Annotated in this window: 15 protein-coding genes; 4 read left to right on the top strand and 11 right to left on the bottom strand. The window is 73.7% G+C overall.

Going from position 1 to position 26,501, the window contains the following annotated elements; genetic code table 11:
* Nucleotides 1–13: 13 nt before the first annotated feature.
* A complete protein-coding gene (locus AB0I91_RS39720) occupies nt 14–781 on the bottom strand; it encodes an ATP-grasp domain-containing protein (RefSeq protein ID WP_499641506.1) in 768 nt (255 codons plus the stop codon).
* A 128-nt stretch (nt 782–909) separates the two neighbouring features.
* Between AB0I91_RS39720 and AB0I91_RS39715 the strand changes: the two genes are divergently transcribed.
* Together AB0I91_RS39715 and AB0I91_RS39710 are read left to right on the top strand one after the other, a co-directional pair.
* On the top strand, nt 910–1,302 hold the full coding sequence (locus AB0I91_RS39715) for a GNAT family N-acetyltransferase (RefSeq protein WP_499617651.1): 393 nt from the start codon (nt 910–912) through the stop codon (nt 1,300–1,302).
* A 74-nt stretch (nt 1,303–1,376) separates the two neighbouring features.
* Nucleotides 1,377–3,647, top strand: coding sequence for a catalase (locus tag AB0I91_RS39710; RefSeq protein ID WP_499641504.1), 2,271 nt, complete (start codon nt 1,377–1,379; stop codon nt 3,645–3,647).
* A gap of 48 nt (nt 3,648–3,695) precedes the next feature.
* Here AB0I91_RS39710 and AB0I91_RS39705 read toward each other — a convergent pair whose 3' ends face one another.
* A complete protein-coding gene (locus tag AB0I91_RS39705) occupies nt 3,696–5,981 on the bottom strand; it encodes a PQQ-dependent sugar dehydrogenase (RefSeq protein ID WP_499641502.1) in 2,286 nt (761 codons plus the stop codon).
* A gap of 172 nt (nt 5,982–6,153) precedes the next feature.
* Nucleotides 6,154–7,032 carry a bile acid:sodium symporter family protein gene (locus AB0I91_RS39700; protein ID WP_499641500.1) on the bottom strand — a complete coding sequence of 293 codons (879 nt, stop codon included), beginning with the start codon at nt 7,030–7,032 and terminating at the stop codon, nt 6,154–6,156.
* Nucleotides 7,033–7,184: 152 nt separating this feature from the next.
* On the opposite strand from AB0I91_RS39700, the gene AB0I91_RS39695 reads away from it, so the two are divergent.
* Both AB0I91_RS39695 and AB0I91_RS39690 read left to right on the top strand, forming a co-directional pair.
* A complete protein-coding gene (locus tag AB0I91_RS39695) occupies nt 7,185–7,526 on the top strand; it encodes a ClpX C4-type zinc finger protein (RefSeq protein ID WP_499641498.1) in 342 nt (113 codons plus the stop codon).
* The gene (locus tag AB0I91_RS39690) at nt 7,508–8,743 is read left to right on the top strand and encodes an MFS transporter (protein ID WP_499641496.1); all 1,236 of its coding nucleotides are present in this window, start codon (nt 7,508–7,510) and stop codon (nt 8,741–8,743) included. Before AB0I91_RS39695 ends, AB0I91_RS39690 begins: the two co-directional genes overlap by 19 nt.
* On the opposite strand, the gene AB0I91_RS39685 is transcribed toward AB0I91_RS39690, so the two are convergent.
* From AB0I91_RS39685 to AB0I91_RS39650, 8 genes are all read right to left on the bottom strand, one after another.
* Nucleotides 8,705–9,703, bottom strand: coding sequence for a class I SAM-dependent methyltransferase (locus AB0I91_RS39685; RefSeq protein ID WP_499641494.1), 999 nt, complete (start codon nt 9,701–9,703; stop codon nt 8,705–8,707). The two genes, AB0I91_RS39690 and AB0I91_RS39685, sit on opposite strands and share 39 nt — an antisense overlap.
* A 2-nt stretch (nt 9,704–9,705) precedes the next feature.
* Entirely contained in the window at nt 9,706–14,118 is a 4,413-nt protein-coding gene (locus AB0I91_RS39680; protein ID WP_499641492.1) for a non-ribosomal peptide synthetase family protein, read from the bottom strand.
* The gene (locus AB0I91_RS39675; RefSeq protein ID WP_499641490.1) at nt 14,115–15,437 is read right to left on the bottom strand and encodes an MFS transporter; all 1,323 of its coding nucleotides are present in this window, start codon (nt 15,435–15,437) and stop codon (nt 14,115–14,117) included. Before AB0I91_RS39675 ends, AB0I91_RS39680 begins: the two co-directional genes overlap by 4 nt.
* Nucleotides 15,434–18,661 carry an amino acid adenylation domain-containing protein gene (locus tag AB0I91_RS39670; RefSeq protein ID WP_499641488.1) on the bottom strand — a complete coding sequence of 1,076 codons (3,228 nt, stop codon included), beginning with the start codon at nt 18,659–18,661 and terminating at the stop codon, nt 15,434–15,436. The genes AB0I91_RS39675 and AB0I91_RS39670 overlap by 4 nt, the downstream gene beginning before the upstream one ends.
* Nucleotides 18,658–19,335, bottom strand: a complete 678-nt coding sequence (locus AB0I91_RS39665) for a DUF6875 domain-containing protein (RefSeq protein WP_499641486.1) — start codon at nt 19,333–19,335, stop codon at nt 18,658–18,660. Before AB0I91_RS39665 ends, AB0I91_RS39670 begins: the two co-directional genes overlap by 4 nt.
* Nucleotides 19,335–20,672, bottom strand: a complete 1,338-nt coding sequence (locus tag AB0I91_RS39660; RefSeq protein WP_498779053.1) for an FAD-dependent oxidoreductase — start codon at nt 20,670–20,672, stop codon at nt 19,335–19,337. The genes AB0I91_RS39665 and AB0I91_RS39660 overlap by 1 nt, the downstream gene beginning before the upstream one ends.
* Entirely contained in the window at nt 20,669–23,815 is a 3,147-nt protein-coding gene (locus tag AB0I91_RS39655) for an amino acid adenylation domain-containing protein (protein ID WP_499641484.1), read from the bottom strand. The genes AB0I91_RS39660 and AB0I91_RS39655 overlap by 4 nt, the downstream gene beginning before the upstream one ends.
* 5 nt (nt 23,816–23,820) lie before the next feature.
* Nucleotides 23,821–26,501: lantibiotic dehydratase (locus AB0I91_RS39650; RefSeq protein WP_499641482.1), on the bottom strand; the 2,681-nt coding region annotated here is incomplete at its 5' end.

Genomic DNA, 26,501 nt, shown 5'->3' with positions numbered 1-26,501 from the left:
CCGGGGTGCCAGGTCAGACCACGGTCGGATGCCGCCGCACGAACGGGTGGTCGGACGCCGCCACGTCACCGATCGGCCCTGCGGCGCGCAGCACCACGTCGAGCGCCCGCGCCGGATCGGACATGTAGATCTGGCTGAACCACGCCATGTTCGCCTCCACCACGACCACCGCCGCACGGGGGTCGTCCGGTGGACCGGTCAGCCCGACGTCCACCACGACCGCGCCGGGCAACCCGGGCAACGCCGCCGCGAACGCGCGCACCCGGGCCGCCGCCGAGCAGGAGTCGAGCGGCGCCGGGTCCAAGCGGCCCCAAGTCGCGTACCGAGAACCCGTGCGCACCTTCCCGTCCAGCAGAAACAGCCGGAACTCGGCGGCGAACCCGACCACCTCGCTCACCAGCACGGCCGTGTCGTCCGGCAGGTCCGCGGGCAACTCGCCACCGTGCTCGTACACGCGTGCCGGGAAGCTCTTGCTCGACGGCGGCTTCACGAACGCCCGACCGGACCGGGCGCGGGCCTCGGCCAGGGTCGTCGCACGGATCCGCCGGCCGACCAGCTCCCGCGGCAGCCCGGGGAGCCAGTCGTCGGCCGGTTCGAGCAGACCGAGGCCCAGCCGCGCGGCGACGCGGTCGGCGAACAACGGCCCGCCGTAGTAGTGCACCGGTCCCGCCGGAACGACCGACACCGAGGACACGACGGCCAGCCCACGATCGGCCGCCGCGCGGGCGAGCGGACCGATGGTGGGCACCACCAGGGGAGGCGCGAACAGGGAACCGGTCATGGTGCGCCCATGGTGCGGCCCGCCGGGCCGATCCGTCGACCGATTACCCGTCGTGGGCGGGGGCGCGCGAAGTCCGTCCTTCGTGCTGCGAAAGCTCTCACCACCTCCTGCTTCCGTACGCTTCGCGGATGATCGACTACCAGTGGCGCGGCCGGTTCGAGAACCCCGAGGTCAACGCACTGCACGCGGAAGGGTTCGACCACCGCACCCTGGACGACGACTGGTGGGGCCAGGTCACCCGGCACAGCCTGGGCTGGGTCACCGCACGCCGCGACGACGCCCTCGTCGGTTTCGTCAACGTCGCCTGGGACGGCGCGATCCACGCCTTCGTCCTCGACACCCTCGTCACCGCGACCGCGCGCCGTCAGGGCGTCGGACGACAACTCGTCGCGACGGCCGTGGACGGCGCGCGAGCCGCCGGCTGCGAGTGGCTGCACGTCGACTTCGACGACCACCTCGAGCCGTTCTACTTCGACAGCTGCGGTTTCCGGCCCACCAAAGCGGGCCTCATCTCCCTCTGAACGACCGGCGGACGCCGCGTGTAGTTCGCTCCACCCCGGGTAGTCGGCTTGAGACTGCCGACGAGGAGGAGCACGTGGACGCGTTCAAGCCCGCCAAGGTCGTGAAGGAAGCGCTCGACCGGGCCGTGGAGAAGGTCGCCGACCTGGTCACGCCGCCCGTCCCCGGCACACCGGGCAGCGCGCCGCCGCCGCTGGACCCGCCGGACGAGCCGCAGGGGCCGCTGCCGCGCAAACCGGACCAGGCCTCACCCCAGACGCGGACCGCGACCGGCGCGGAGACCGGCGCCGCGGCGGACACCAGGGAGCAGCAGGGCGAGTACCTGACCACGTCGACGGGCGCTCGCCTGTACGACACCGACCACTCGCTCAAGGCGGGCGCGCGCGGACCGACACTGCTGCAGGACCACCACCTGCGCGAGAAGATCACCCACTTCGACCACGAACGCATCCCGGAACGGGTGGTCCACGCGCGAGGCGCGGGCGTCCACGGCGTGTTCGTGGGCTACGGAAATGCCACGAACGTGTGCAAGGCCGGTTTCCTGGCCGAAGGCGTGACCACCCCGGTGTTCACCCGGTTCTCCACGGTCGTGGGTTCACGCGGTTCCGCCGACACCGTGCGTGACACCCGGGGCTTCGCCACGAAGTTCTACACCGCCGAGGGAACCTTCGACCTGGTCGGCAACAACATCCCGGTGTTCTTCATCCAGGACGGCATCAAGTTCCCGGACATCATCCACGCCGCCAAGCCACACCCGGACCGGGAGATCCCGCAGGCGCAGAGCGCGCACGACACGTTCTGGGACTTCGTCTCCACCCACACCGAGGCCACCCACCACGTGATGTGGCAGATGTCCGACCGGGCCGTGCCGCGGTCGTTCCGGATGATGGAGGGCTTCGGCGTCCACACGTTCCGGCTGGTCAACGCCGAGGGCACGACGTCGCTGGCCAAGTTCCACTGGAAGCCGAAGCTCGGCGTGCACTCCCTGCTGTGGGAGGAGGCGCAGTTGATCGCGGGCGTCGACCCCGACTTCCACCGGCGGGACCTGTTCGACGCGATCGAGTCCGGCGCGTTCCCGCAGTGGGAGCTGGGCATCCAGGTCTTCCCGGACACCCCCGAGCAGACCTTCGAGGGCATCGACCTGCTCGACTCGACCAAGATCGTGCCGGAGGAGCTGGCGCCGGTCCATGCGATCGGCATGCTCACGCTCAACCGCAACACCACCAACTTCTTCGCCGAGACCGAGCAGGTCGCCTTCCACCTCGGCCACCTGCCGCCGGGCATCGACGTGACCGACGACCCGCTGCTGCACGCCCGCCTGTTCTCCTACATCGACACGCAGCTCAGCAGGCTCGGCGGGCCGAACTTCAACCAGATCCCGATCAACCGCCCGCACGCCCCGGTCAACGACATGCTGCGCGACGGCTTCCACCAGCACGCCGTGCACAGCGGCGTGGCGCCGTACAAGCCGAACACCCTCGACGGCGGCTGCCCGTTCATGGCGGGTCTGGAGACCGGCGCGTACGTCGAGTTCCCGGCCCCGGTGGCCGAGGGGGTCAAGGAGCGCCGCGCGCCCGCGTCGTTCGCCGACCACTTCACCCAGCCCCGGCTGTTCTACCGGAGCCTGAGCCCGGTGGAGAAGGAGCACCTGGTGCGGGCGTTCACGTTCGAGCTGGGCAAGTGCTACGAGCAGGCGATCAAGGAACGCGAGCTGCGCGTGCTCGCCAACGTGGACGCCGAGCTGTGCGCCCTGGTGGCCGCCGGTCTCGGGCTGCCCGCGCCGGCGGCGACCGAGCCCGCGGCCGAGGTCGCGCCCAGCCCGGCGGTGTCCCAGATCGGGCAGGTGTGGCCGACGGAGGGCCGGATGATCGGCATCGTGGTGGACGCCGACGACCCGGCGAGCCTCGACGGCCTGAACGCCCTGCGCCAGTCGATCAGCGCGGGCGGCATGGTGCCGTTGGTCATCGCCGCTCGCGGCGGGCAGCTGGCGGACGGGCTGGTGGCGCAGCGGACGTTCCTGACCGCCCGCTCGGTCGAGTTCGACGCGGTGCTGTTGGCCGCCGCGCCACCGCCCGCCCCGGACGCGATCCCCGCCCGTGACGACAAGGCCGGCGCCCCCGCCGCCACCGTCGACCCGCGCGTGGTGCTGATGGTCCAGGAGTGCTACCGGCACGCGAAGGCGATCGGCGCGTGGGGCACGGGCCAGGCGGCGCTGCTGGAGGCCGGGTGCGGCGCCGACGACCTCGGCGTCGTGGCCGGGGACACCCCGGAGGCCGTGTTCGGGCAGGTCCAGGAACTGCTCGGCACGCACCGCGTGTGGGACCGGTTCCCGGCGACCATCGCCTGACCCGACGACGACCGGCCGCGGACGCCCGTCCGCGGCCGGTCGGCCATGTCAGCACAGGCAGAGCGTGTAGTTCGCCTGGTACGTCGTCGCGGTCGCGGGCGCGGTCACGTTGTGCGTCTGCGCCCCGCCGTCGGACCAGTTGCTGTACCGGTAGCGGAACACCAGCGCGCCGCCTTGCGGGCTCGGCGCGCTGATCGAGTTGTTCGACCCGACGATCACCGTGCGGGTGAACGGCGTGGTCTGCGCCGTGCCGCCGACGCTGAGCTGCAAACCGCTCGGGTTCGACGTGAACGTCAGCGCCACCGTCCGCGGGTCGAGCTTCGTCGTGGTGCTCTTGGTGCGCCCCGACGAGTCCGTGGCGGTCAGCGTGAGGTCCAGGTACGACGGGTACTCGTGGTCGGGCGCGATGAACGAGCCCGACGCCACGCCCGTCCAGTTCTGCACCACGTGCTCGTGGCACGAGCCGCTGGTCGCGCAGTGCTGGATGCTCAGCTTCCAGCTCAACGCGGACGCGGGCAGCGCGCCGTCCTGCGGGTCGGTCGCGTGGCCGGTGAACGGCACCTGCTGACCCACCGACCAGTTCAGCGGCGCGGTCGGGGTGTCGATCACCGGCACGGGGTCCTCCGCGACCGGTGTGCCGACCGTGACGGTGACCGAGGTGGTGCCCGACGCGCCGGACTGGTCGGTCACCCTGAGCCCCACCGTGACCGTGCCCTGGGTGGTGTAGGTGCGCGTCGGGGTGGCGGAGGTCGAGTCGTCGTGCTGGCCGTCGCCGTCGAGGTCCCAGGCGTAGGTGAGGGTGTCACCGGGGTCCGGGTCGGTCGAGCCGGTCCCGCTGAACTGCACGGCCAGCGGCGCGGCCCCGGACTGCGGGGTGGCCGTGGCGACGGCGGTCGGCGCGCGGTTGCCGGTCGGGTAGGAGACCCGGCGCAGCTGGCCCGCGCCCAGCGCGAGGTAGAACAGGTCGCCGCCGGGGCCGGTGGTGATCTGCACCGGCACGTTCACCCCGGTCACGAACGGCACCAGCTTGGCCGGGTCCGGCTGGCCCGCGGTGGTCTGCATTGCCCAGATGCAGCCGCGCGAGCTGTCGGCGAAGAACAGCGCGCCGTCGTAGGCGGGCGGGTAGTTGCTGCCGGACTCGAACGCGATGCCGGAGATCGACGACCCGCCCGTGGGGCACGGGTCCGTCGCGACGACCTTCGCCGAGTGGTTGTAGGCGTAGTAGGGCGTGGTCTGGCCCGCGCCCGTGTACAACGACTCGCAGAGGGTCAGGTTCGCGCCGTCGTACCCGCCTTGGCGCCCGGAACCCTCGTAGCACGGCCAGCCGAAGTTCTCCGCCGTCGCGTCGTTCACGTCGGCGATCCGGTTGACCTCCTCCCAGGTGTTCCAGCCGACGTCGCCCACCCAGAGCTCCTCGGTGCCGGGCCGGAACGCGAAGCGGAACTGGTTGCGCAGGCCGTGGGCGATGACGCGCTTGGCGTTGGCGTCGGCGTTGCCCGCGAACGGGTTGCCGGCCAGGCCCGCGCCCGTGTCGGGGTCGATGCGGACGATCGTGCCGTCGAGGCTCACCGGCTCGCCCGCCGGGCGGCGGATCGACTGGGCGCGCAGGGCGCCGCCGCGCGCGGTCGGCGCGGTGAGGTTCGTGCCCGCGGGCGACGGCGGGTCGGCGCACGGGTTGCCGACCTGGCCGTAGTCGGTGAAGTTGAAGCTCGCGCCGTCACCGCCGCCGACGTACAGGCCGCCGTCGGGGCCGAAGGCGACCGTGCCGATGGAGTGGCTCGGGTACTGCTGGCACCAGTCGGTGACCAGCGGCTGCTCGGCGGTCATCGTGCCGCCGGCGCCCGCGGTGAGCTTGGAGACCCGGCCGGTCACGACGCAGCCCTGGTCGGTGGCGCCGGGCGGGGTGGGGCACTGGTCGCCCCAGCGCGGGTGCGTGCCGCCGGGCGCGGCGTCGTAGGTGTAGGCGACGTAGACGTACGGGCGGGTCGGGAACTGCGGGTCCACCGCCAGGCCGAGCAGGCCGCGGTCCCAGAAGTCCTGCGTCTGCGGTCGGAGGTCGGCGAACACGGTCGCGGTGGTGTCGGCGAGCGAGTCGAAGACCTTGATCAGGCCGCTCTTCTCGGCGATGAACACCCGCCCGTCCGGTGCGAACGAGACGGCGGTGGGCGTGGTGAGGCCACCGATGGCGAGGGTGTCGGTGAAGCCGGTCGGCACGGCGGCGGAGGCCGTCGGCGGGAGTGCCGCCGTGGTGGCGGCGACCACGATGGTCGCGGCGGCCACGGCGGTCACGCGTCTCGAACGCGGTGAAAGTTGTGCGCGGCGTAGTAATCGCATGGTCCGATTCGCCCCTTCGTGACACTTTTGGGTGAGCACGGAAGGGTGGCATGCGGGTTGCCGGTTACGCACTGCTTTGTCGGGCCGGCGTGCGGTCTCATCCGAGCGGACTATCGGTCACCCCGATAAATCGGCTCAGGCCTGGTCCGTCCGGCGTACCGGCGCTCGGCGTTCAGTCGAGCACGGCGTCGCGCTCGGTCCTCGTGCGGGACAGCAGGAACCCGGCCGCGGCGGCGAGCGGGAACATCACCACGCCGTAGACGGCGGCCGGCACCGCCAGCCGCTCGCTGCCCAGCACGGTGATCGCGACCGTGATCGCCAGCGTGCTGTTGTGCACGCCCACCTCGAACGCCGACGCGATCGCCTGCCGCTTGCCGACCCGCGCCAACCGGGGGAACAGGTAGCCCGCGGCCAGGCTGCACGCGCAGAACAGCGCGGTGACCAGCCCGATGTCGGCCAGGTACCCGCCGACGTTCTCCCGCTCGGCGACGATCGTGCCCACGATCACGGCCACCAGCACCACGCCCGAGAAGATCCGCACCGGCTTGTCCGCGCGGTCGGCGAACGCGGCCGACCGGCGGCGCACCGCCATGCCGAGCACCACCGGCACCAGCACGATCGCGAACACCTGCGCGACCTTGCCGAACTCCAGCCCCACCGCGCCCTCGGCGGCGGGCTCGAAGTGGTCGAGGGCCAGGTTCACCACCACCGGCAGCGTGGCCACGGCGAGCACCGAGTTCACCGCCGTCAGCGTGATGTTGAGCGCGACGTCGCCGCGGAACAGGTGGCTGAACAGGTTCGCCGTGGTGCCGCCGGGCGACGCGGCCAGCAGCATCATGCCGACCGCGAGCACGGGGTCGAGGTCCAGGGCGACCACCAGCCCGAAGCACACCAGGGGCAGCAGGACCAGCTGGGTGGCCAGCGCGACCGCCACCGCGCGGGGCTCGCGCGCGATCCGGGCGAAGTCGGCGACCGTCAGCGACAGCCCGAGCCCGAACATGACCACGGCCAGCGCGATCGGGAGGCCGACGCTCGTCAGGGCGGAATCCACGGTGATCACCTGCGTTTCTGCGTCGAGCCCGGATCGGGAGGAGCGCATCCTCCCCCAGAACGGGACGAATCGGGAGGTTCGAGGCCGGTTCGATGGCATTCGGTGATCACGGCTAGAGTTGTCAGGCAATGCCTGACAACTCTGGAGGGCCGATGACGTACCCGCCGGGCTGTTCGTTCTGCGGCAAGGCCGCCGCCGACGTGCGCAAGATCATCAGCGGGCCGGGCGTCTACATCTGCGACGGGTGCGTGTCGGCGTGCGTGGCGATCCTGGAGGCCGACGACGGGATGGCCGACGTGACGGTCCCGGAGTGGTCGGTGATGTCCGACGACGAGCTGCTGGCCCACCTGCCGCGCATCGCGGCCACCGCGAGCCAGGTCGAGACCGGGCTCAGGGACCGGGTCGCCGAACTGCGCGGCCGGAGCGTCACGTGGGCGCGGATCGGCGCCGCGCTCGGGATGAGCAGGCAGTCGGCGTGGGAGCGGTTCTCGTGAGCGTGTGGCGGGTCCGCGACTTCCGGCTGGTGTGGGCGGGGCAGGCGTTGTCGTCGTTCGGCAACGGCGTGTCGCAGCTCGCGTACCCGTTGCTGGCGCTCGCGCTGACCGGCTCCGCGGCGGCGGCCGGGGCGTTGGCGGCCGTGCGCGCGCTGCCGTACCTGGTGCTGGGACTGCCCGCGGGCGCGCTGGTGGACCGCTGGGACCGGCGGCGCACGATGGTGCTGTGCGACCTCGGCCGTGCGGTGAACATGGCGACCGTGCCGGTGGCGCTGGCGTTGTCCGCGTTGACCCCGGCGCACCTGTTCGTCACCGGGTTCGTCGGTGGCGTGCTGCACGTGTTCTTCTCCGCCGCCGAGAACGCCGTGCTGCCCAACGTGGTCGGCAAGGACCAGCTGACCGGCGCCGTGTCCGCTGCGGAGACCGCGCAGGCGGCCACGGGCGTGCTCGCCGGGCCGGTCGGCGGCGCGTTGCTGCAGGTGTTCCGCGGGCTGCCGTTCCTGGTGGACGCGGTGTCGTTCCTGGTGTCGGCGCTGTGCCTTTCCCTGGTGAGGGCCGACTTCCGGGGCGAACCCGCGCGGTCGCGCGACGGCTTGCGCGCCGAGATCGGCGAGGGCGTGCGGTGGCTGTGGGGCCACCGGGCGCTGCGCTCGATCGCAACGACCGCGGCCGGGTTGCAGGTGGCGATCTCCGGTGTCGCGCTGGTCGCGATCGTGGCGGCGCGGGACGCGTCACCGGCCGCGATCGGCGGGTTGTTCGCGGCCCTGGGCGTCGGCGGGGTCGTGGGCGCGGTGATCGCGCCGAAGCTCAAGGCGCGCATGGGGTTGTTCCGGCTGCTGCTCGCGGTGGTGTGGCTGCAAGGCGTGCTCTGGGTGGCGTTGGCGTTCGCCGACGGGTTGGTCGCGGTGGGTGTCGTGCTGGCCCTGTTCACGGTGTCGATGCCGTGCTTCGGCGTGGCCGCGCTCAGCTACCAGTTGGAGGTCACGCCCGACCACCTGCTCGGCCGCGTCGGCGCCACGTTCGGCCTGCTGATCTGGGCGGCGACGCCGGTGGGCGCCGCCGCCGCGGGGCTCTTGCTCGACCTGGTCACGCCGCGCACGACGTCCCTGCTGCTCGCCGGGTGGGTCGTCGTGCTCGGCGTGGTGTCGACCCGCGTCCTGAGCCGCAGGGCACGCGGGTCAGGGTTTGTGGGCCACCAGGAGGGACTGGCCGGGTGAGGTGGTCAGGGGATGGGCGACGGGGGCGCCGAAGCCTGCTGCGGTGAGCCAGGCGGTGATCTCCTCCGTGCCGTAGACCTGACCGCCCTGGCCGTGGAACAGGTTGAGGCTGAAGACGCGGGCGAAGGCGTCGGACGCGAGGTCGGGGGAGTGCTCGTCGTGCTCCAGCAGCACGACCGCGCCGCCGGGCCGGAGAGCCGCCGCGACCCGCGCCAGCAGCTCCTCGTTCGCCGCCGCCGGTCGGCCGTGGACGACGTTGAACAGCAGCGCGGTGTCGTAGCCCTCGCCGAGGTCGAGCGTGTCGTAGTCGCCGGCGCGCAAGGTGATCCGCCGGGACAGGCCCGCGTCGGTGACCGCCGCCGCACCTACCGCCAAGGCGTCGGGCAGGTCGACGACCGTCGCGTGCAGCGAGGGGTGCGTCGAGCACAGCCGGATCGCGTGCTTGGCGTGCCCGCCGCCGACGTCCAGCACCGTCGATCCGACCGGCACGATCGAGGCCACCTCGGGCGCGATCGCGTCGGCGTGCCCGGAGAGCATGCCCTGGAACCGGCGCAGCACCTCCGGCCGTTCGGCGAGCCACGCGTAGAAGTCGATCGAGGGCTTGCCGGTGCGCACCGACTCCTCCAAGCCCTCCCACGACTCGAACAGCACCACCGACCAGAACTTGTCCACTTCGGAGTAACCGCCGCCCGCCAACCACTTCGTGGTCTCGGCGGTGTTGGCGTACCCGTCGGGCCCGCGGGTCAGGTACCCGAACGACACCAGCGCCTCGGCCAGCAGCCCGGTGCCGCGCGGGTCGGCGCCGAGCGCGGAGGCCAGCGCACCCACCGGCCGGGGGCCGTCGGCCAGCGCGTCGAACACGCCGAGCCGCAGCCCCGCCGCGACGGCCCGGTAGCCCGCGGTGGCGAGCAGGTCGTGGAACGACGGCGGACCGTCGTCCGGTCCCAGGTGCAGTGGCATGGTCAGCCCCTTTCCGGCAGCACGCCCGCGGCGGCGAGGAAGTCCACGTGCCGGGCGATCATCTCCGCGTCGGCGGGCGGGAACTGGACCCCGCACGACGCCGCGGCGGCCCACGTGGTCGAGCAGTCGAACACCGGGTGCGCCCGGTGCGTGGTGGTCAGGCCGAACGCCAGCGGGCCGAACGCGCTGTCCGGGCTCTCCAGCATCAACGACCGCCAGTCGGCGTACTCCAGCAGGCGGGTCGGGTAGCCCTTCGCGGTGAGCACCTCGCCCAGGTCGGCGTAGGTGAACCCGTCGGCCCGGTAGTAGTGGAAGTCCTGCCCGTGCGGCGCCGGCCGGGTCGAGATGCCCGCGATCGCGCCCGCGAGCCGGTCGACCGGCAGCATGTCGATCACGTCCGGCGTCCGCGGCACCGCGCCCGCGTGCGCGCAGGTCGCGATCTGCCTGCTCAGGTACGACTCGGTCTTCGCCGTGCCGGTGCGCACGTCGCCCACGATCGCGGCGATGCGGTGGATCGACACCGGCACGCCCCGGTCCCGCGCGAGCACGCCCATCATGTCGGCCACCCACTTGGTGGTGTGGTAGCCGGTGTCCAGCCCGGTCGGGTCCTCCGGCCGGTCGGCCTCGGTGATCAGCTGCTTGTCGTAGTTCGCGCCGAGGAACACGCCGAGCGTCGACATCAGGTGCAGCGGCTTGGTCGAGTACCGGGTCGCCAGCCGCAGCACGTCCACCGTGCTGCCCACGTGCGGCGGCATCATCCACTGGTAGGTGAGGACGAAGTTCATCACCGCGCCGTTGTGGTAGATCGCGTCCATGCTCTCGGCCAGCGCGTCGAAGTCCTTCTCCGCCAGGCCCAGCAGCGGCTGCGACATGTCGCCGACCACCGGCACCACCCGGGCCAACCGCTCCTCGGGCACGTCGAGGTGCGCGCGACGCAGGTTGGCGCGGACGCGCGCGAGGGCGACGGCCGGCGTCTCCGCCCGGACCAGGCAGTGCACCTCGGCGTCCGTGCGGGCCAGCAGCTCGGCCAGCAGGTGCGCGCCGAGGAACCCGGTGGCGCCGGTCAGCAGCACCCGTTGCGCGGGCCCCGTCCGCACCGGGTGCCGCACCTCGATGTCGTCCGGTGGGGTCGCGTCGACCCGCATCTCCGGCACGGAGGGCAGGCCGGACTTGTAGCGCTTGGCGAACGTGTGGTCCGACGCGGCGGCCTGCTCCACCACCTCGGCCAGCTCGGCGAGGTCGGCGGTGGCGAACAAGGCGCGCAACGGCACCGTGACGCCCAGCAGCGAGCGGACCTTGGCGAGCACGGCGGCGGCGATCAGGGAGTGCCCGCCCAGGCCGAAGAAGCTGTCCCGGCGACCGACCAGCGGCACGTCCAGCACCTCCGACCAGACCTCGGCCAACGTCCGCTCGACCGGGGTGCGCGGCGGCTCGTACGGCGTCAGCCGGGCCGCCGGGTCGGGGTCGGGCAGCGCCGCCACGTCGACCTTGCCGTGCCGGGTGAGCGGCAGCCCGTCCAGCACCACGACCGCGCCGGGCAGCATCGCGTCCGGCAGCCGTCCGGCGCAGAACGCCCGCAGCTCGTCCAACGCGGGCGCCTCCGCTCGGGGCACGACGTAGGCGACGAGGGTGTCGCCGCGCACCGCCACCGCGGCCTCGGCGACCGCCGGGTGCGCCAGCAGCGCGGAGCGCACCTCGCCCGGCTCGATGCGGTGACCGCGCAGCTTGACCTGGTCGTCCACCCGGCCGAGGAACTCCAGCGTGCCATCGGGCAGCAGCCGCACGAGGTCGCCGGTGGCGTACATCCGACCGCCCAGGACGGTCGGGTCGGGCAGGTACACCGACGCCGTGCGCTCCGGGTCGTTGCGGTAGCCGCGCGCGGGTGCGAGGCCGCCGATGTGCAACTGGCCGGGCACGCCGACGGGAGCCGTGCGCAGGTCCGGGTCGAGCACGTACGCCCGCACGCCGGGCAGCGGTCGCCCGATCGGCACCGTGGCGGCCCGCGGGTCGACCTCCGACGCGTCGACCGTGCGGTGGGCCGTGGCGCAGACCGTGGTCTCGGTCGGGCCGTAGTGGTTGACCAGCGCGACCTTCCCGCCGGTCAGCGCTGCCCACTCGGCGACGGTCGCCGTCGGCACCGCTTCGCCGCCGATCATCATCACGGCCAGCGGACCGGGGTCGACGTCGAGGCCCGCCAGGTCCGACACCCAGCGCTTGAACAGCGCCGCCGGTGAGTCGACGGCGGTGATGGCGTGCTCGGCGCACAGCTTGAGCAGGTCCGCGCCGCCGATCGCGGCCGGTTCGGGGTGCACGACGACCGCCGCGCCCGCGCACCACGCCGGGAACACGTCGCCCACCGACGCGTCGAAGCTCAACGGCGGGATCATCAGGATCCGCTGACCGGGCGCGAACCCGTGCAGGTCGACGAACGCGCCGGTCAGGTTCGCGAGCGTGTCGTGCTGCACCTGCACGCCCTTGGGCACACCGGTCGACCCGGACGTGTAGACGATGTACGCCAACCCGTCGTCGGGCACGTCCGCGGCCGGCGGCGCGTCGGCCTCGCCGGTGAACGCGTCGTCGGTGGTGTCCAGCAACGCGCCGTGGAACTCGCCGAACCGGTCCCGGGAGCCCGGCGCGGTGATCACCACGGGCGCGCCGCAGTCGGCCAGCAGCCCGGCGAGCCGCGCGGGCGGGTGCGCTGGGTCGAGCGGCACGTACGCGCCACCGGCCTTGAGCACGGCCAGCAGCGCCACCAGCGCGTCCGGCCCGGCCTTCAACGCCAGGCCGACCGGCGTCTCGGGACCGACGCCCCACCCGGTCAGCACGTGGGCGACCCGGTTGGCCCGCCGGTCGAGCTGCGCGAACGTCACCTCCGTGCCGTCGGCCAGGTCGAGCACCGCGGTGAGGTCGGGGTGCGCGGCGACCTGCTCCGCGATCCGGGTGAGCACGGTGGCGTGGCGCAGCGACAGCGCCGGGTCCAGGGCGTCCTGCGGCTCGCCGTTGAGCCGGCCCGCGGCGAGGCGGTCGGCCTCCGTGGTCGTGTCCACCGCGGACAGCCGGGCGGACGGGTCGGCCACCAGCGCGGCGAGCACCGCGAGCAGGTGGTCGGCCAGCCGGGCCACGGTGTCCGCGTCGAACACGTCCGTGCTGTAGTCGAGGTTCGCGGCCCAGTCGCCGTCGGTCTCCCGCACGTGCAGCGTGAGGTCGAACCGGCTGGTCTCGCGGTCGACCGGCAGCTCCGCGGCGTCCATCCCGGCCCACGAGCCGGTGGCGTCGCCCCGGTTGAGCACCAGCATCACCTGGAACAACGGGTGGTGCGCGAGGTCGCGGCGCGGCGCGACCTGGGCGGCGACCTCGTCGAAGCTCACCTCGGCGTGGTCGAGCGCGTCGATCGCGGTGGCGCGGGCCCGGCCGAGCAGGTCGGCCACGGTCGGGTCGCCGGACAGGTCCAGCCGCAGCGCGGTGGTGGTGACGAACATGCCGACCGAGCGCTCCAACTCGGGGAACGGCCGGTGCGTGGTCGGCGAGCCGATCACCAGGTCGTCCGCGCCCGACCGGCGGGCCAGCAGCACGCCGAACGCGGCCAGCAGGCCGGCGAACGTGGTGCAGCCGTGCGCGCGGGTCACCTCGGCCAGCTTCCCCGCCAGCGCGGCGGGCACGGTGAACCGGTGGCTGCCGCCGGCGGTGGTGCGGTTCGGCGTCCGCGGCCGGTCCAGCGCCAGGTCGAGCACGGCCGGCGCGCCGGACAGGCGGTCGTGCCAGTGGTCCAGCTGCCGCTGCCGCTCGCCGTCGGCGAGCCGGTCGGCCTGCCAGTGCACGTAGTCGGGGAACTGCGCCCCGACGGGCTCGGGCGTCACGCCCGCGTAGACGTCGCCGACCTCGCCCGCGACCACGCCGAGGGAGAGGTCGTCGCACACGATGTGGTGCGCGCTGAACACGACCGCCGTGTCGCCCGGACCGACCCGCACCACCCGCACCCGCAGCAACGGCGCGACGGCCAGGTCGAACGGCGTGTCCACTTCGGACACGAGGAAGGCGTCCAGCTCGTCCTCGCCGTCGACCGACGAGAACGCGACGTCGGCGGGCACGTCGTCCACCACCTGCTGCTCGGGCACGCCGTCGACGTCCACGATCCGGGTGCGCAACGCCTCGTGCCGTCCCATGACGGTCCGCACGGCCGCGCGCAGCCGGTCCTCGTCCACCTCGCCGGCGACCCGGAGCGCGGCGAACATGACGTACGCGCCCGCGTCCAGGCCCAGCCGCCCGGTCAGCCAGAGGCCGCGCTGGTTGCCCGACAGCGGCACGACCGCGCCGTCGGGGCGGCGTGGCACCGCCTGGCGGGGCGCGGCGGCCAGGCCGCGTTCGGCGAGCAGCTTGGCCAGCAGGCGTTCGCGGTGGTCGGAGAGCTCGGTCATCCCAGTGTCCTTTCAGGTGACGGCGTCTCGTCGGCCACCGCGTCGGGCAGGTCGTCCACGGTCCGCAGGCGCGGCCGCGTCCAGGCGAAGGTCGCCAAGGCGAGCATCAGCACGCCGACGACCAGGAAGATCAGGGCGATGCCGCGGCCCTCGCCGGTGCCGATGAGCGCGCCGACACCACCGGCGAGCGGGCCGTCGGCCGCCATCAAGGGCTCGGCCACGCCGTCGGTCAGCGGGCCGATCAGGAGGAACGCGACGGGCATCGCGGCGGTGCCGACCACCCGCACCACGGCCAGCACCCGGCCCAGCACCGCCGGGTCGACCTTGGTCTGCAACAACGTCACGCAACACGTGTTGATCAACGGGAGGGTGAACAGGAACGCGGGCGCGGCGATCCCGATCAGCCACGGCGACGGCGCCAGCGAGTGCAGCACCAGGAACACCCCGCCCAGCGCGATCCCGAGGCAGATGCCGTGCACCCGGCGGGCCGGGCCGCCCCACACGCCCATCACCAGGCCGCCGACGAACAACCCGCTGCCGCCCGCGGCCATCAGCACGCCGAGCGTCGCGGGACCGGAGAACGACAGGATCAGCGGTTGCACCAACCCGCCCGCGATGGCGAACAGGAAGTTCCACACCCCGAACACCGCGAACAAGGCGAACAACCCGGGCGCGCCGCGCAGCCACCTCAAGCCCGCGCCGATGCCCTCGCGCCCCGGCTCCCCGGCGCCGGCCGGCCGCACGGCCTCGTCGGGCAGCCGGACCAGCAGCAACGCGCCGACCGCGAACACCATCGACACCAGGTCGATCAGCAGCACACCCCGCAGCCCCACCACGCCGAGCAGCGCACCGGCGACCAGCGGCGCGGCGATCTGCACGCCCTGCGTGATCTGCATCAGCCCGTTGATCCGCCCCAGGTGCTCCTTGGGCACCAACGCGGGCACCAGGGCCGTGTAGGCGATGATGTGGAACGAGTTCAACGTCGCGGTCAGCGCCGTGGCCACGTAGACCTGCCACACCGCCAGCGAGTCCGTCGCCACGGCCACCAGCAGCAGCGCCGTCACCACGCCCGCGCCGGAGTCCGCGACCAGCATGATCTTCCTGCGGTCGTGGCGGTCGGCCAGCGCGCCCGCGTACGGCGCGAGCAGGATGCCCGGCACCACCGCGCAGAACTGGATCAGCACGAACGTCGTCACCGACCCCGTGCCCAGGTAGACCCACACGCCGAGCACGAACGCGGTCAGCGCGGAGCCGATCACCGACACCAGCTGCCCGGCCCACACCACGGCGAACCGGCGCACACCGGCCCGCGCGCTCATCGAGCCTCACCGAGCATCGACTCGACCTCCTCGGCCGACATCCCGGCCAGTTGCAGGCGCAGCTCGGCGACCGCGGCGACCCGGGCCGGGTCGTCCAGGGCGGCGAGCGCGACGGCGACACCGGCGACGGTCGGCGCGGCGAACATCCGGCCGATCGGCACCGTCACGGCGAACGCGGCCTGCACCCTGGCCAGCGCCTTCGCCGCCAGCAGCGAGTGGCCGCCCAAGGCGAAGAAGTCGTCGTGCACGCCCACTCCCGGCACGCCCAGCACCTCGGCCCAGATGCCCGCCAGCACTTCCTCCACCGCGTCGCGCGGCGGCACCCGTTCGCCGTCGACGTCCCACACCGGCGCGGGCAGCGCCTTGCGGTCGGTCTTGCCGTTGGGCGTCAACGGGAACGCGTCCAGCACCACCGCGGTGGCGGGCAGCATGTAGTCCGGCAGCCGTTGCGCCAACCCGGCCCGCAGCCGCGACCACAACCCCTCCCGGGGCACGTCCGCGGGCACCACGTAGGCGACGAGCCGTTCGTCGGCGGCCAGCACGACCGCCTCGCGCACCTCGACGGACGCCAGCAACGCGGCCTCGACCTCGCCGAGCTCGATCCGGAACCCGCGCACCTTCACCTGGTGGTCGGACCGACCCAGGAACTCCAGCGTGCCGTCCGACCGCTGCCGCACCAGGTCGCCCGTCGCGTACAGCCGCCGTCCGGGCTCCTCGGCGAACGGGTCCGGCACGAACCGGCTCGCGGTCAGCTCCGGCCGGTCGTGGTAGCCGCGCGCCACCCCCGCGCCGCCGATGTGCAGCTCGCCGACCACGCCCGGCGGCACCGGTTCCAACCCCGGACCCAGCACGTACAGCCGGGTGTTGCCGATCGGCGGACCCAGCACCACCGGCGCGGGCGAGGGTTCGACCAGTCCCGCGGACGACCAGACCGTGGTCTCGGTCGGCCCGTACGCGTTCCACAGCACCGCGTCGTCGGTCAGCAGGTCGTCGGCCAGGTCGCGCGGCAGCGCCTCGCCGCCGCAGATCCGGGTCGCCACCCCGGCGGGCACGCCACCGGCCGCGTGCAGCAGCCGCCACGTCGCCGGGGTCGCCTGCAGCGCGGTGACCTCGCGGTCGACCAGCAGGTCCCGCAACGCCGCACCGTCCGCGCTCACGTCGGCGGGCACGACCAGCACCTCCGCGCCCGCGGTCAGCGGCAGCAGCAGTTCCAGCACCGAGATGTCGAACGACAGCGTGGTCACGGCGGCCAGCCGGTCCGTGTGGGTGAGGGTGAAGAGGTGCTGGAACGACACCAGCAGGTTCACCACCGCCCGGTGCGGCACCTCGACGCCCTTGGGCGTGCCCGTCGAACCGGACGTGTAGATGATGTACGCCAGGTCCTCGCCGGAGGCGGGGCACGGCTGGGGCGCCGGCTCGAAGCGGTCCGCGTCGGCGAGGCCCAAGACCGTGCCGCCGAACAGCAGCTCGTGCTCTGAGACCAGCACGGCCGCGCCCGAGTCGGCCAGCATCGCCGTCAACCGGTCGACGGGCCAGCCCGGGTCCAGCGGCACGTACGCGGCGCCCGCCTTCCACACGCCCAGGACGGCGGCTACGAGGTCCGGGGTGCGCGGCAGGCACAGCGCCACCGCAGACCCGAGGCCCACGCCGTGTGCCCGGAGGAGGGCGGCGATCCGCTCGGCCCGGGTGTCCAGTTCCGCGTACGTCAGCCGTGAGTCCACTCCGGACACCGCCGTGCCGTGCCCCGTGACAAGGTCCAACGCGGTCCGCGCGGGCGGCAGCGGCAGGTCGGTGGCGTTGAGGCCCTCCAGCACCTCCCACCGCCGCACGCCGGTCAGCCCGTCCAGCTCGCTGATCCGCTTCTCCGGGTGCTCGGCGGCGGCGGTGAGCAGCGCGATCAGCCGATCGGTGAACTCGGCGACGGTCGAGGCGTCGAACAGGTCGGTGTTGTACTCGACGCCCAGGGCGAGCGTGTCGCCCTGCGGGTCGGCGGCGAGCGTGAGGTCGAACTTCGCCACCTTCGGGTCGGGCACCAGTGGCGTGACGTCCAGCCCGGTCAGCTCGACGTCCAGCGGCGGGGTGTTGGTGAAGATCAGCTGGGCCTGGTAGACCGGCGCGTGCCCGGTGCTCCGCCGCGGGCTCAGGTGCTCCACCAGCCGTTCGAACGGCAGGTCGGCGTGCGCGAGACCGTCCGCGGCGACCTGCCGGGTCCGGGCCAGCAGCTCGGTGAACGTCGGATCGCCGCCCACCCGCGTGCGCAGCGCGAGCGTGTTGACGAAGAACCCGATCAGGCCCTCCAGGTCCGGGTGGGAACGCCCGGCGACCGGGGTGCCGACCACCACGTCGTCCTGACCGGCCAACCGGCCGAGCCGGGCCGCGAACGCGGCCAGCAGCACCATGAACACGGTGACGCCGTGCGCGCGGGCCAGCTCCTCCAGCGGTCGGATCGGGACGTGGCCGTACCGCAGCGCGCCCCGGTGGGTGACCACCGGCGGCCGTGGCCGGTCGGTCGGCAGGGTCAGCAGCTCCGGCGCGCCCGCGAGGTGGCGCGTCCAGAAGTCGAGGTGCCCGGCGGCGAGCTCGGTCACCCGGTCCCGCTGCCAGACCGCGAAGTCCGGGTAGTGCAGCGTCAGCGCGGGCAGGTCGGGGTCGCGGCCGCCGAGCGCCGCGTCGTAGGCCTGACCCAGCTCGCCGAGCAGCACCGACAGCGACCACGCGTCGGCGATGATGTGGTGCAGGTTGAGCACCAGCACGTGGTCGTCGTCGGCGAACCGGCCCAGGCTCGTCGCGAACAGCGGGCCCCGGTGCAGGTCGAACCCGATGCCGGCGCGTTCGTCGGCGAACCGCTGTGCCTCCGCGTCACGGTCCCCGTCGGGGAGGTCGTGGGTGGTGAGGGTGGCCGTGCCGGTGGGCGCGACCAGCTGCACCGGCTCGCCGCCCGAGTCGGGGAACGTGGTGCGCAGCGACACGTGCCGGGTGACCAGGGTGTCCAACGCGCGCTGCAACGCGACCTGGTCGAGCGTGCCGCGCAGCCGCAGCGCGAGGGGCACGTTGTACACGGCGCTGCCGGGGGAGAACTTGTCCAGGAACCACAGGCGTTGCTGCCCGAACGACAACGGGTAGGCGGTGGGCGCGGCGGCCCGTGCCCGCAGCCGTTGTGCCAACAGCTCCCGCTTGCGCGCCGACGCCGCAGCCGCCGCGCCGGTGTCCCGCAGATCGGTCATGACGTGCTCCCCGACCTGGTCAGCCGGTCCGCCGCCGCGCGGACGTGGTCACGCAGGTGCGTGGGCACGCGGTCGCCGAAGCGCTCCAGGTAGGCGGCCACGGTCGTGTCGTCGTCCCGCAGGAACGGGAAGTCGGTGGGCACCATGTGCCGGATCGCCAGCAGCGGCACGGGGCTGTGCAGCGGCCGGAAGACCGGGTTCCACAGACCTGCCTTCTGCGGCGGGCCGGGGTGGAACTCGCCCAGCATCAGCCCGCCGCGGGTGTACTCCGGTTTCAGCAGTTCCTGGGCCCGGTCGACCACGCCGAACTCGGTCAGATCCGGGAACAGCACCACGATGGTCTTGAACTGCGCGCCCGGACCCTTCGTCGGCTCCAGCTCGGCGAACCAGTCGCGGTAGTGCAGCAGCAACGCGGCCAGCTCGTCCGGCTGCTCCGGCACGCCGGTGTGCACGGACAGGTAGAACAGCCCGCGTTGCAGGGACGTGTCGGTGAACGGGCACACCGCGCCCCTCCGCCCCAGGTCCGGGTGCGGTCCGCACAGGTATTCACCGGCCCACTCGAACACCGTCCGCAGCGCCGGTTCGTGCGCCGCGACCGCGTCGGGCAGCCGAGGCGCGGCGAAGTCCGCCGGCTCGACCAGGGGGTGGGCCTGGTGGGTCGGATGGATCAGCATCAACTCCACCTGCCTTTGTTCCGGGACCGGCGGGTCAGGGCCGCCAGCGCCGCACCGGTCACCGCGGCCGTGACGCCGCCGAGCACGCGGTCCTGCCGCCGCGCCCGCGCCAACGCCTCGCCGTAGGGGACCGTGGTGTGCGAGATCAGGGTGTAGAGCGGCACCCACGCGTTCGGGAACATCCGGTGCAACGCGAGGTCCACCTTCTTGCGCGCGGTGAACAGCGGTGAGCGCAGCTTGTCCCGCAGCTCCACGAAGTTGCGCTTGGACAGCTCCGCCAGCACGTCGGTGTGCGGTCGACGTGAGCGCTCGAACTCCGCCAACGCCCGCGGCAGGTCGTGCGGGTGCGCGGCCAGGCACCGGTCGAGCACCGAGCAGTCCTCGAACGCCGCGTTCATGCCCTGGCCGAAGAACGGGTACACGGCGTGCGCGGCGTCGCCGATCAACACCACCCCGCGTCCCTCGTCGGTGGTGACGTGCCAGGGCGAGGTGCGCACGGTGACCAGGCTCGCGGGCGGGTGCGCCAGGAACTGCTCGACCACGTCCGGGATGAGCACGAGCGTGTCGGGGAACCGGCGGGCGAAGAACGACCGCACCCGTTCGGGTTCGGTCAGCCCGGCGAACCCCTGCTCGCCGTCGAACGGCAGGAACACCGTCGCGGTGAGCGAGCCGTCCGCGTTCGGGTGCGCCACGATCAGACCGTCGTCACCCGGCCACACGTGCAACGCCCGCAGTTCGGTGCGCGGCTCGCCGTCGTCCCCGACCGGGATCAGCAGCTCCTTGTAGCCCCACTCCAGGAACTCCTGGTGCAGGTCCACCCGCAGGCCGCGGCCGAGGTGGGTGCGCACGGCGGAGAACGCCCCGTCCGCGCCGATGATCAGGTCCGCCGTGTGCACGGTCCCGTCGTCGGTGGTGACGGCGGGCTTGGCGCGGTCGACGGCGCTCACCCGGCAGCCCCAGGAGAACCCGACGCCGAGCCGTTCGGCCTCGTCCACCAGCGCCACGTTCAGGTCGTGCCGCAGCACGGAGTGCAGGATCTGGTCCTCGGCCAGGCCGTAGGGCTGGAAGCGCAGCGTGCCGTCGGGCAGGTGCACCGCCCGGCCGCGCATGGGCACGGTCAGCGGCGCCAACCGCTCCAGCAGGCCGACTTCCCGCAGCGCCACGATGCCGCGCTGGGACAGGCCGAGGTTGATCGACCGGCCTTCCTCCCGCACGCCCGGCGCCCGCGGGTCGCCCCGCCGTTCGAGCACCCGCACGCCGAACCCCCGTCGGGCCAGGTAGACGGCCGTCAACGAGCCGGCCAGCCCGGCGCCGACCACCACCGCGTCGCGGCTCATGCGTCGTCCTCGTCGACCAGCGTGCCGAGCAGGCGGTCGATCTCCTCGTCGGACAGCTCGTCGAGCTGGTCCAGCAGCGGCACCGGCCCCCGGGCCACCGGACCCGTGCCGCGACCGAGGTTCGCGCACAGCTCGGCGATGGTCGGCGCGGCGAACAGCGTCGCCAGCGGCAGGTCCACGTCCAGCGCGACCCGGACCCGGGCCAGCATCTGGGTCGCGGTCAACGAGTGGCCGCCCAGGGCGAAGAAGTTGTCGTGCACGCCGAGCGGCGCGTCCGCGGGCATGCTCAGCACCTCGCGCCAGATCAGCGCCAGCCGCCGTTCGTCCTCGTCACGCGGCTCGACCCGGTCGACGTCGTCGGTCGTCCACACCGGATCGGGCAGCGCGTCGCGGTCGATCTTGCCGGTGCCGGTGCGCGGCAGCTCCGGCAGCACGACGACCGCCGCCGGGAGCATGTAGTCGGGCAGGCTCACGGCCAGGTGCGGGCGCACCCGCCGGCGCAGCTCCTCCTCGCCGACGTCCGGGTCGGCGGGCACCGCGTACGCCACCAGCCGCACGTCGGCGGCGTGCGCGGACCAGGCGACGACGACGGCCTGCGCCACGTCCGGGTGCGCGCGGAGCACGGCCTCGATCTCACCGGGCTCGATCCGGTAGCCGCGCACCTTGAGCTGCCGGTCGGCGCGGCCGAGGAACTCGAGCTTCCCGTCGGCGTGGCGGCGGACCAGGTCGCCGGAGGCGTAGAGGCGCCCGCCGGGCGGTCCGAACGGGTCGGGTAGGAACTTCTCCGCCGTCAGGCCGGGCAGCCCGTGGTAGCCGCGGGCCACGCCCGCGCCGCCGATGTGCAGCTCGCCGATCACGCCCGGCGGCACCGGGCGCAGCAACGGGTCCAGCACGTGCAGCGACGTGCCCTTCACCGCCGGCCCGAGCCGCACGGGGTCGGGCGCGTGCGAGACCACACCGGCGGCCGAGTACACCGTGGTCTCGGTGGGCCCGTAACCGTCGATCAGGGTCGCGCCGTCGGTCTGCAGGTCGTCGGCCAGGTCGCGGGTCATCGCCTCGCCGCCGCTGATCCGCAGCCGCACGCGCGCGGGCACACCGCCGGCCGCGACGATCATCCGCCAACTCGCCGGACCACCCTGCACGACCGTCGCCCTCGTCTCCTCGATGCGCGCGCGCAGCAGCCCTCCGTCGGCCACGTCGTCGGCCGGGACCACCACGAGCGTCGCGCCGCTGATGAGCGGGGCGAGCATCTCCACCGTGGACACGTCGAACGCGGGCGTGGTGATCGAGGCGAGCCGGTCGGCCGGTGTCAGCCGCATCAACTCGCCCATGGCGCGCAGCAACGCGGCCAGCCCGCCCTGGGTGCACCGCACGCCCTTCGGCTTGCCGGTGGACCCGGAGGTGTGGATGACGTAGGCCAGCGTGCCGGGGTGCTGCCGCGCCGCGGGTGGCGGCGTGTCCGGTCGTGCGTCGAGCTCGGCGGTGTCCAGGTCGACCTCGGTCCACGGCCCGGTCAGGGGTCCGGTGACCGCGCGCGACGCGCCGTCCGTGACGAGCACCGGCACGTCGGACCCGGCGGCCATCGCGGTCAGCCGGGCCGGCGGCCACGACGGGTCCAGCGGCAGGTAGCCCGCGCCCGCCCGCCACGCGGCGAGGAGGCCGACCACCATCGGCGCGCCCCGGTCGAGGCACAGCGCCACCGGCTGGTCCGGCCGCACACCGGCGGCCACCAGCACGTGCGCCAGGCGGTTCGCCGCCCGGTCCAGCTCGCCGCACGTGAACGCGCCCTCGATCGCGACCGCGTCCGGGTGCTCGGCCAGCGCGGCGAACACCAGGTCGGCGGCGGTCTCCGCGGGCACCTCGACGGCGGGTTCCTGCGGCGCGTCGTCACCGAGCCACAGCTCGGCGACCCGGTCGGCGGGGGAGGCGTGCACGGCGGCGGCGAACACCGAGTGCAGCGCGGCGACCGTCTCGGGCGTGAACAGCGCGGAGTCGTACTGCCAGCGCGCGAACCACCGGTCACCGGCCCGTTCGACGGTCAACGACAGGTCGAACTTCGCGCCGCCGTTCGCGACCGCCTCGGGCCTGATCGTGATCGGGCCGGCGTCACGCGCGGGCGGCACGGGCTCGACCGCGAACATCACCTGCACCAGCGGCGCGTGCGCGAGCGTCCGCTGCGGCGCGGCGATGTCCACGAGCCGTTCGAACGGCAGGTCCTGGTGGGCGAGCGCGGCCACGGTCGCGTCCTCGGCCGCGCCGACCACCTCGCCGAACGTGGTCTCCGGCGTGAACCGCGCCCGCAGCGGCAGGGTGTTGGCCACGAAGCCGACCAAGCCCTCGGTCTCCGGCCTGGTGCGCGCCGCGACCGGCGTGGCCACCAGGAAGTCCGCCTGCCCGGTCACCCGGTGCAGCACGCACTGGAACACCGCGAGCAGCCGGGCGAACGACCCGTCCGGCACGGTCAGCTCCGCCCGCAGCTCCGCGCCGCGCCCGGTGGGCGTCGCCGGCCGCGCCTTGTCGGTCGGCAACGAGAGCACGGTCGGCACGCCGTGCAGCGCCTCGCGCCAGAACTCCTCGTCGGCGGCGAACGCGCCGCCGTCTGCCTGCTCCCGTTGCCACACCGCGTAGTCCGGGTACTGCACGGGCAGCTCCGGCAGGTCGTGCGGCACGCCGGCGACCTCGGCCGCGTACAGCCCGGCCAGCTCGTCGAACAGCACCGCGCACGACCAGCCGTCGGCGATCGCGTGGTGCAGCACGAGGACCAGCACGTGCTCGTCGGGCGAGACCTCCACCAGACCGGCGCGCAGCAGCGGCCCGCCGTGCAGCGCGAACGGTCGGGCGACCTCCTCGCGCACCACCGCGTCCACGTCACCCGACAGCCGCGCCAGCGGCACCGTCAACGCCGCCGAAACCACCTGCACCGGCACGCCGTCCTCGGCCGCGAACCGCGTCCGCAACGCCTCGTGCCTGGCGACCAGCGCGTTCAACGCCACCCGCAACGCCTCGGCGTCCAGCGGACCGTCGATGCCGACCCGCCAGCCGATGTTGTAGACCGGGCTCGCGGGCAGCAGTTGGTCGACCAACCACAACCTGCGCTGCCCCGACGAGGCCGGGAACCGGAACACCTCGTCCTCTCTCGTCACCGCGCTCACCGCGGTCCCTCCCCCCTCAGACCGACACCTTCCGGCCAACCCCTCCGGTCGACCGCCACCACCCGGAACTCCGCCGTGTGCCGAGCGCCCGCGGCGTCGGTCAACCACAGCTGGTCCGGACCGGGCAGCATCTCGCCCACGCCCATCGGGACGTCGGGCTTCTCGCGGTCCAGCGCGCGCACCGCGTGCGCGAACAGCTCGACCGACGGCTGGCTCTCCAGATCCACGTAGAACGGCTTGTGCTCCACCGGGCTCTTCACGAACACGAACCTCGGCATGCCGTGCTCCCGTCGCCAGGCCTGCGCCCGCAGGAAGCGGGTCGCCTCGTCCGGGGCGAACGCGAACGCCGACCTCGCGGCGGGCAGCCGCCAGCCCTCCCGGGCGACGACCAACCGGTCCAGGCTGACCCGGGGCGTGTGCGCGCCCGCGGGCAGCAGCCGGAAGTGCTGCACCAACTGCGCCATGACCTGCTCGTTGAGCAGCTCGACCAGGTCGACGTCCACCCGACCGTCCCGGCTGCGCGCCACCAGCCGCCCGCCGCTCTCGGTCACCTCGCACGCGCCGACCGGCACCGCGTCGCGCAGCCCCGGCCCGCACGCGTCGTGCCCGAACACGATCTTCAGGTCGTCGGGCGAGACGAGGGCGTCGGCGAGCCGCTGCGGCGTGCCGCCTTCCTCGCGCGTCGTGGCCAGCACGATCCGCGGCCCGGCCATGTCGTGCCGCATCGCCGCGCGCAGCTGGGCCGGGTCGGGGTGCTGGGACACGAACAACGCCGACCGCATGGTGTTCACGCCGGGGTGCACCTCGCCGAGCACCCACCGGTAGTCGCCCGCCCGGATCGCGTCCTCGTCCCGTGCGGCGATCAGCACGTCGGGGCTGTGCTGGACCGCGCCGCGCCACCCCGGCCGGGGCGCGGCGAACGCCTTGAGCACGGCGTCCCGCACGTCGCTCACCCGGTAGTGGGCCTCGCGCCCGGCCGGCGCCTGCCCGAGGGCCTTGGCCCAGCGGTCCTGCAGGGCCCGGACGAGCCTGCCGATCAGCCGTTCGTCGAGGCGGAAGATCGTGTCGTTGGCCCACAGCCAGAAGTCGGCCAGCCGCACGCGGTCCGAACCGGTGGCCGCGACCCGTTCCCGGTACACCTCGCGCAACGCCCGCCCGTACAGCGCGGAGCCCGCGGAGGTGAACCACCGCGCCGCTTCCAACACCAGCGACAGCGGCGTCCAGAGCGTTTCCACCAGCGCGGGGGAGAGGGTGACGTCGAGGTCGCGCCGGCACTCCTCGTGCACCACCGTGCGACCGGCGTAGAAGAGGCCCGGTCGACGCACGGCCGCCGTGCCGGTGATGGCGGTGAACGTCTCGTGCAACCCGTCGATGGCGCGCACCAGCCGGTCCGGGTCGCCGACGGCGGCGGCGACCGCGTCGCGTCCCCGTTCGATCCGGTCGAGCGCCCGCTCGGCCCCGGCGCGGACCTCCGGGTCGCCGATGGCCGCGATCTGCTCGCGCAGAGCGGTTTCCGGCACCAACGCCTCCGGCGGCACCTCCAGGGTCCACGCGATCCGCTTGGCCTGCCGCAGCCGTTCGAGGGTGGCGAGCACCCCGTCGAGCGGCAGGTCGAGGTCGAGCGCGATCTCGGGTGCGCGGCGCAGGCCGTCGCAGGCGGCGAGCACGGCCGCGTCCGCCGCGGGCAGCCGCACCGGATCGGTCATCGGGACGTGCATGGTGTCGCCCACGACGTCCACGAAGGGCATCCGCCTCGGCACCGCCCACGGCCGCACGGCGTCCGTGGTCAACGCCTCGGCCAGCTGCTGGACGGCCCAGTTCTCCAGGTAGGTGGTGCGCGAGGCGATCAGGTCGGGCCCGGGTCTCGCGGTGATCGCGGCGGGCGCGCCGTCCTCGATCCTCGCCCACCCGACCGGCCCGAAGAACCCGATGGTGTCGTTCTTGGCGCAGTAGCGCTGCAGGTAGCTGACGACGGTGTGCTCCCAGCGCCGGTAGTCGACGTTGCGGGACGCGGAGCGTTCGCCGGACAACGCCCGGTGCAACGCGTCGACGGCGGTCTGGAGGGCACGGGGGTTCTGCCAGGCCACGGCTTCGCGGAACCTGGCGTCCCCGCTGACGGCCCGCAGCACCTCGGCGGCGGCCTCCCGGCCCGCCTCGAACCGGGCCGCGTACTCGACGAGCAGCGCGTCGTGCCGGGTCGCGGCGTCCTCGGCGGCCGCCAACGCCGCATCGACCTCCGCGTTGTCCGATGCCGTCGACGGGCCCGCGTCCTCGCCGGCCTCCGGGCCGACGACCAGCACCGCGGCCGGTCCGCCGTCGGCCTCGGTCCTCGCGGATCCCGCCACCAGCGCTACGGGCGCTTCCTCGATCGGCAGCGCGACCACCACGGGGTTCGGCGCTGCAGCCAGCGCCGTGCGGGCCTCGGCGAACCGCCCCTTGCGCACCAACCGGCCGATCCGCCGCAATGCGGACCGCCGCTCGCCGCGCGCCCGGTCCTCGACCTCCCGCAGCACCCGGAACGCCGTCCACCGCGCCTGGCCCACCGCGTCCTCTGCCGCCAGCACCGCCTCCGCCGCGCGCGCCGCGTCCGGGTAGCGGGGAAACAGCCGATCCTGGTCCGTCCGCTCGAACACCCGCCCCACGTGCGGCGGCACGGCGGCCAGCCGCAGCCAACCGC

Source organism: Actinosynnema sp. NPDC049800 (genome assembly GCF_040656635.1).
Taxonomy (GTDB): domain Bacteria; phylum Actinomycetota; class Actinomycetes; order Mycobacteriales; family Pseudonocardiaceae; genus Actinosynnema.
Note: the sequence above shows the minus strand (reverse complement) of the source record. Positions and strands in the feature narration are given on the sequence as shown.

What these genes read in the sequence shown, in the direction of transcription:
- AB0I91_RS39720 (WP_499641506.1), bottom strand. Translation starts at nt 781, where the DNA reads ATGACCGGTTCCCTGTTCGCGCCTCCCCTGGTGGTGCCCACCATCGGT.
- AB0I91_RS39715 (WP_499617651.1), top strand. Translation starts at nt 910, where the DNA reads ATGATCGACTACCAGTGGCGCGGCCGGTTCGAGAACCCCGAGGTCAAC.
- AB0I91_RS39705 (WP_499641502.1), bottom strand. Translation starts at nt 5,981, where the DNA reads ATGCGATTACTACGCCGCGCACAACTTTCACCGCGTTCGAGACGCGTG.
- AB0I91_RS39695 (WP_499641498.1), top strand. Translation starts at nt 7,185, where the DNA reads ATGACGTACCCGCCGGGCTGTTCGTTCTGCGGCAAGGCCGCCGCCGAC.
- AB0I91_RS39685 (WP_499641494.1), bottom strand. Translation starts at nt 9,703, where the DNA reads ATGCCACTGCACCTGGGACCGGACGACGGTCCGCCGTCGTTCCACGAC.
- AB0I91_RS39680 (WP_499641492.1), bottom strand. Translation starts at nt 14,118, where the DNA reads ATGACCGAGCTCTCCGACCACCGCGAACGCCTGCTGGCCAAGCTGCTC.
- AB0I91_RS39675 (WP_499641490.1), bottom strand. Translation starts at nt 15,437, where the DNA reads ATGAGCGCGCGGGCCGGTGTGCGCCGGTTCGCCGTGGTGTGGGCCGGG.
- AB0I91_RS39670 (WP_499641488.1), bottom strand. Translation starts at nt 18,661, where the DNA reads ATGACCGATCTGCGGGACACCGGCGCGGCGGCTGCGGCGTCGGCGCGC.
- AB0I91_RS39665 (WP_499641486.1), bottom strand. Translation starts at nt 19,335, where the DNA reads ATGCTGATCCATCCGACCCACCAGGCCCACCCCCTGGTCGAGCCGGCG.
- AB0I91_RS39660 (WP_498779053.1), bottom strand. Translation starts at nt 20,672, where the DNA reads ATGAGCCGCGACGCGGTGGTGGTCGGCGCCGGGCTGGCCGGCTCGTTG.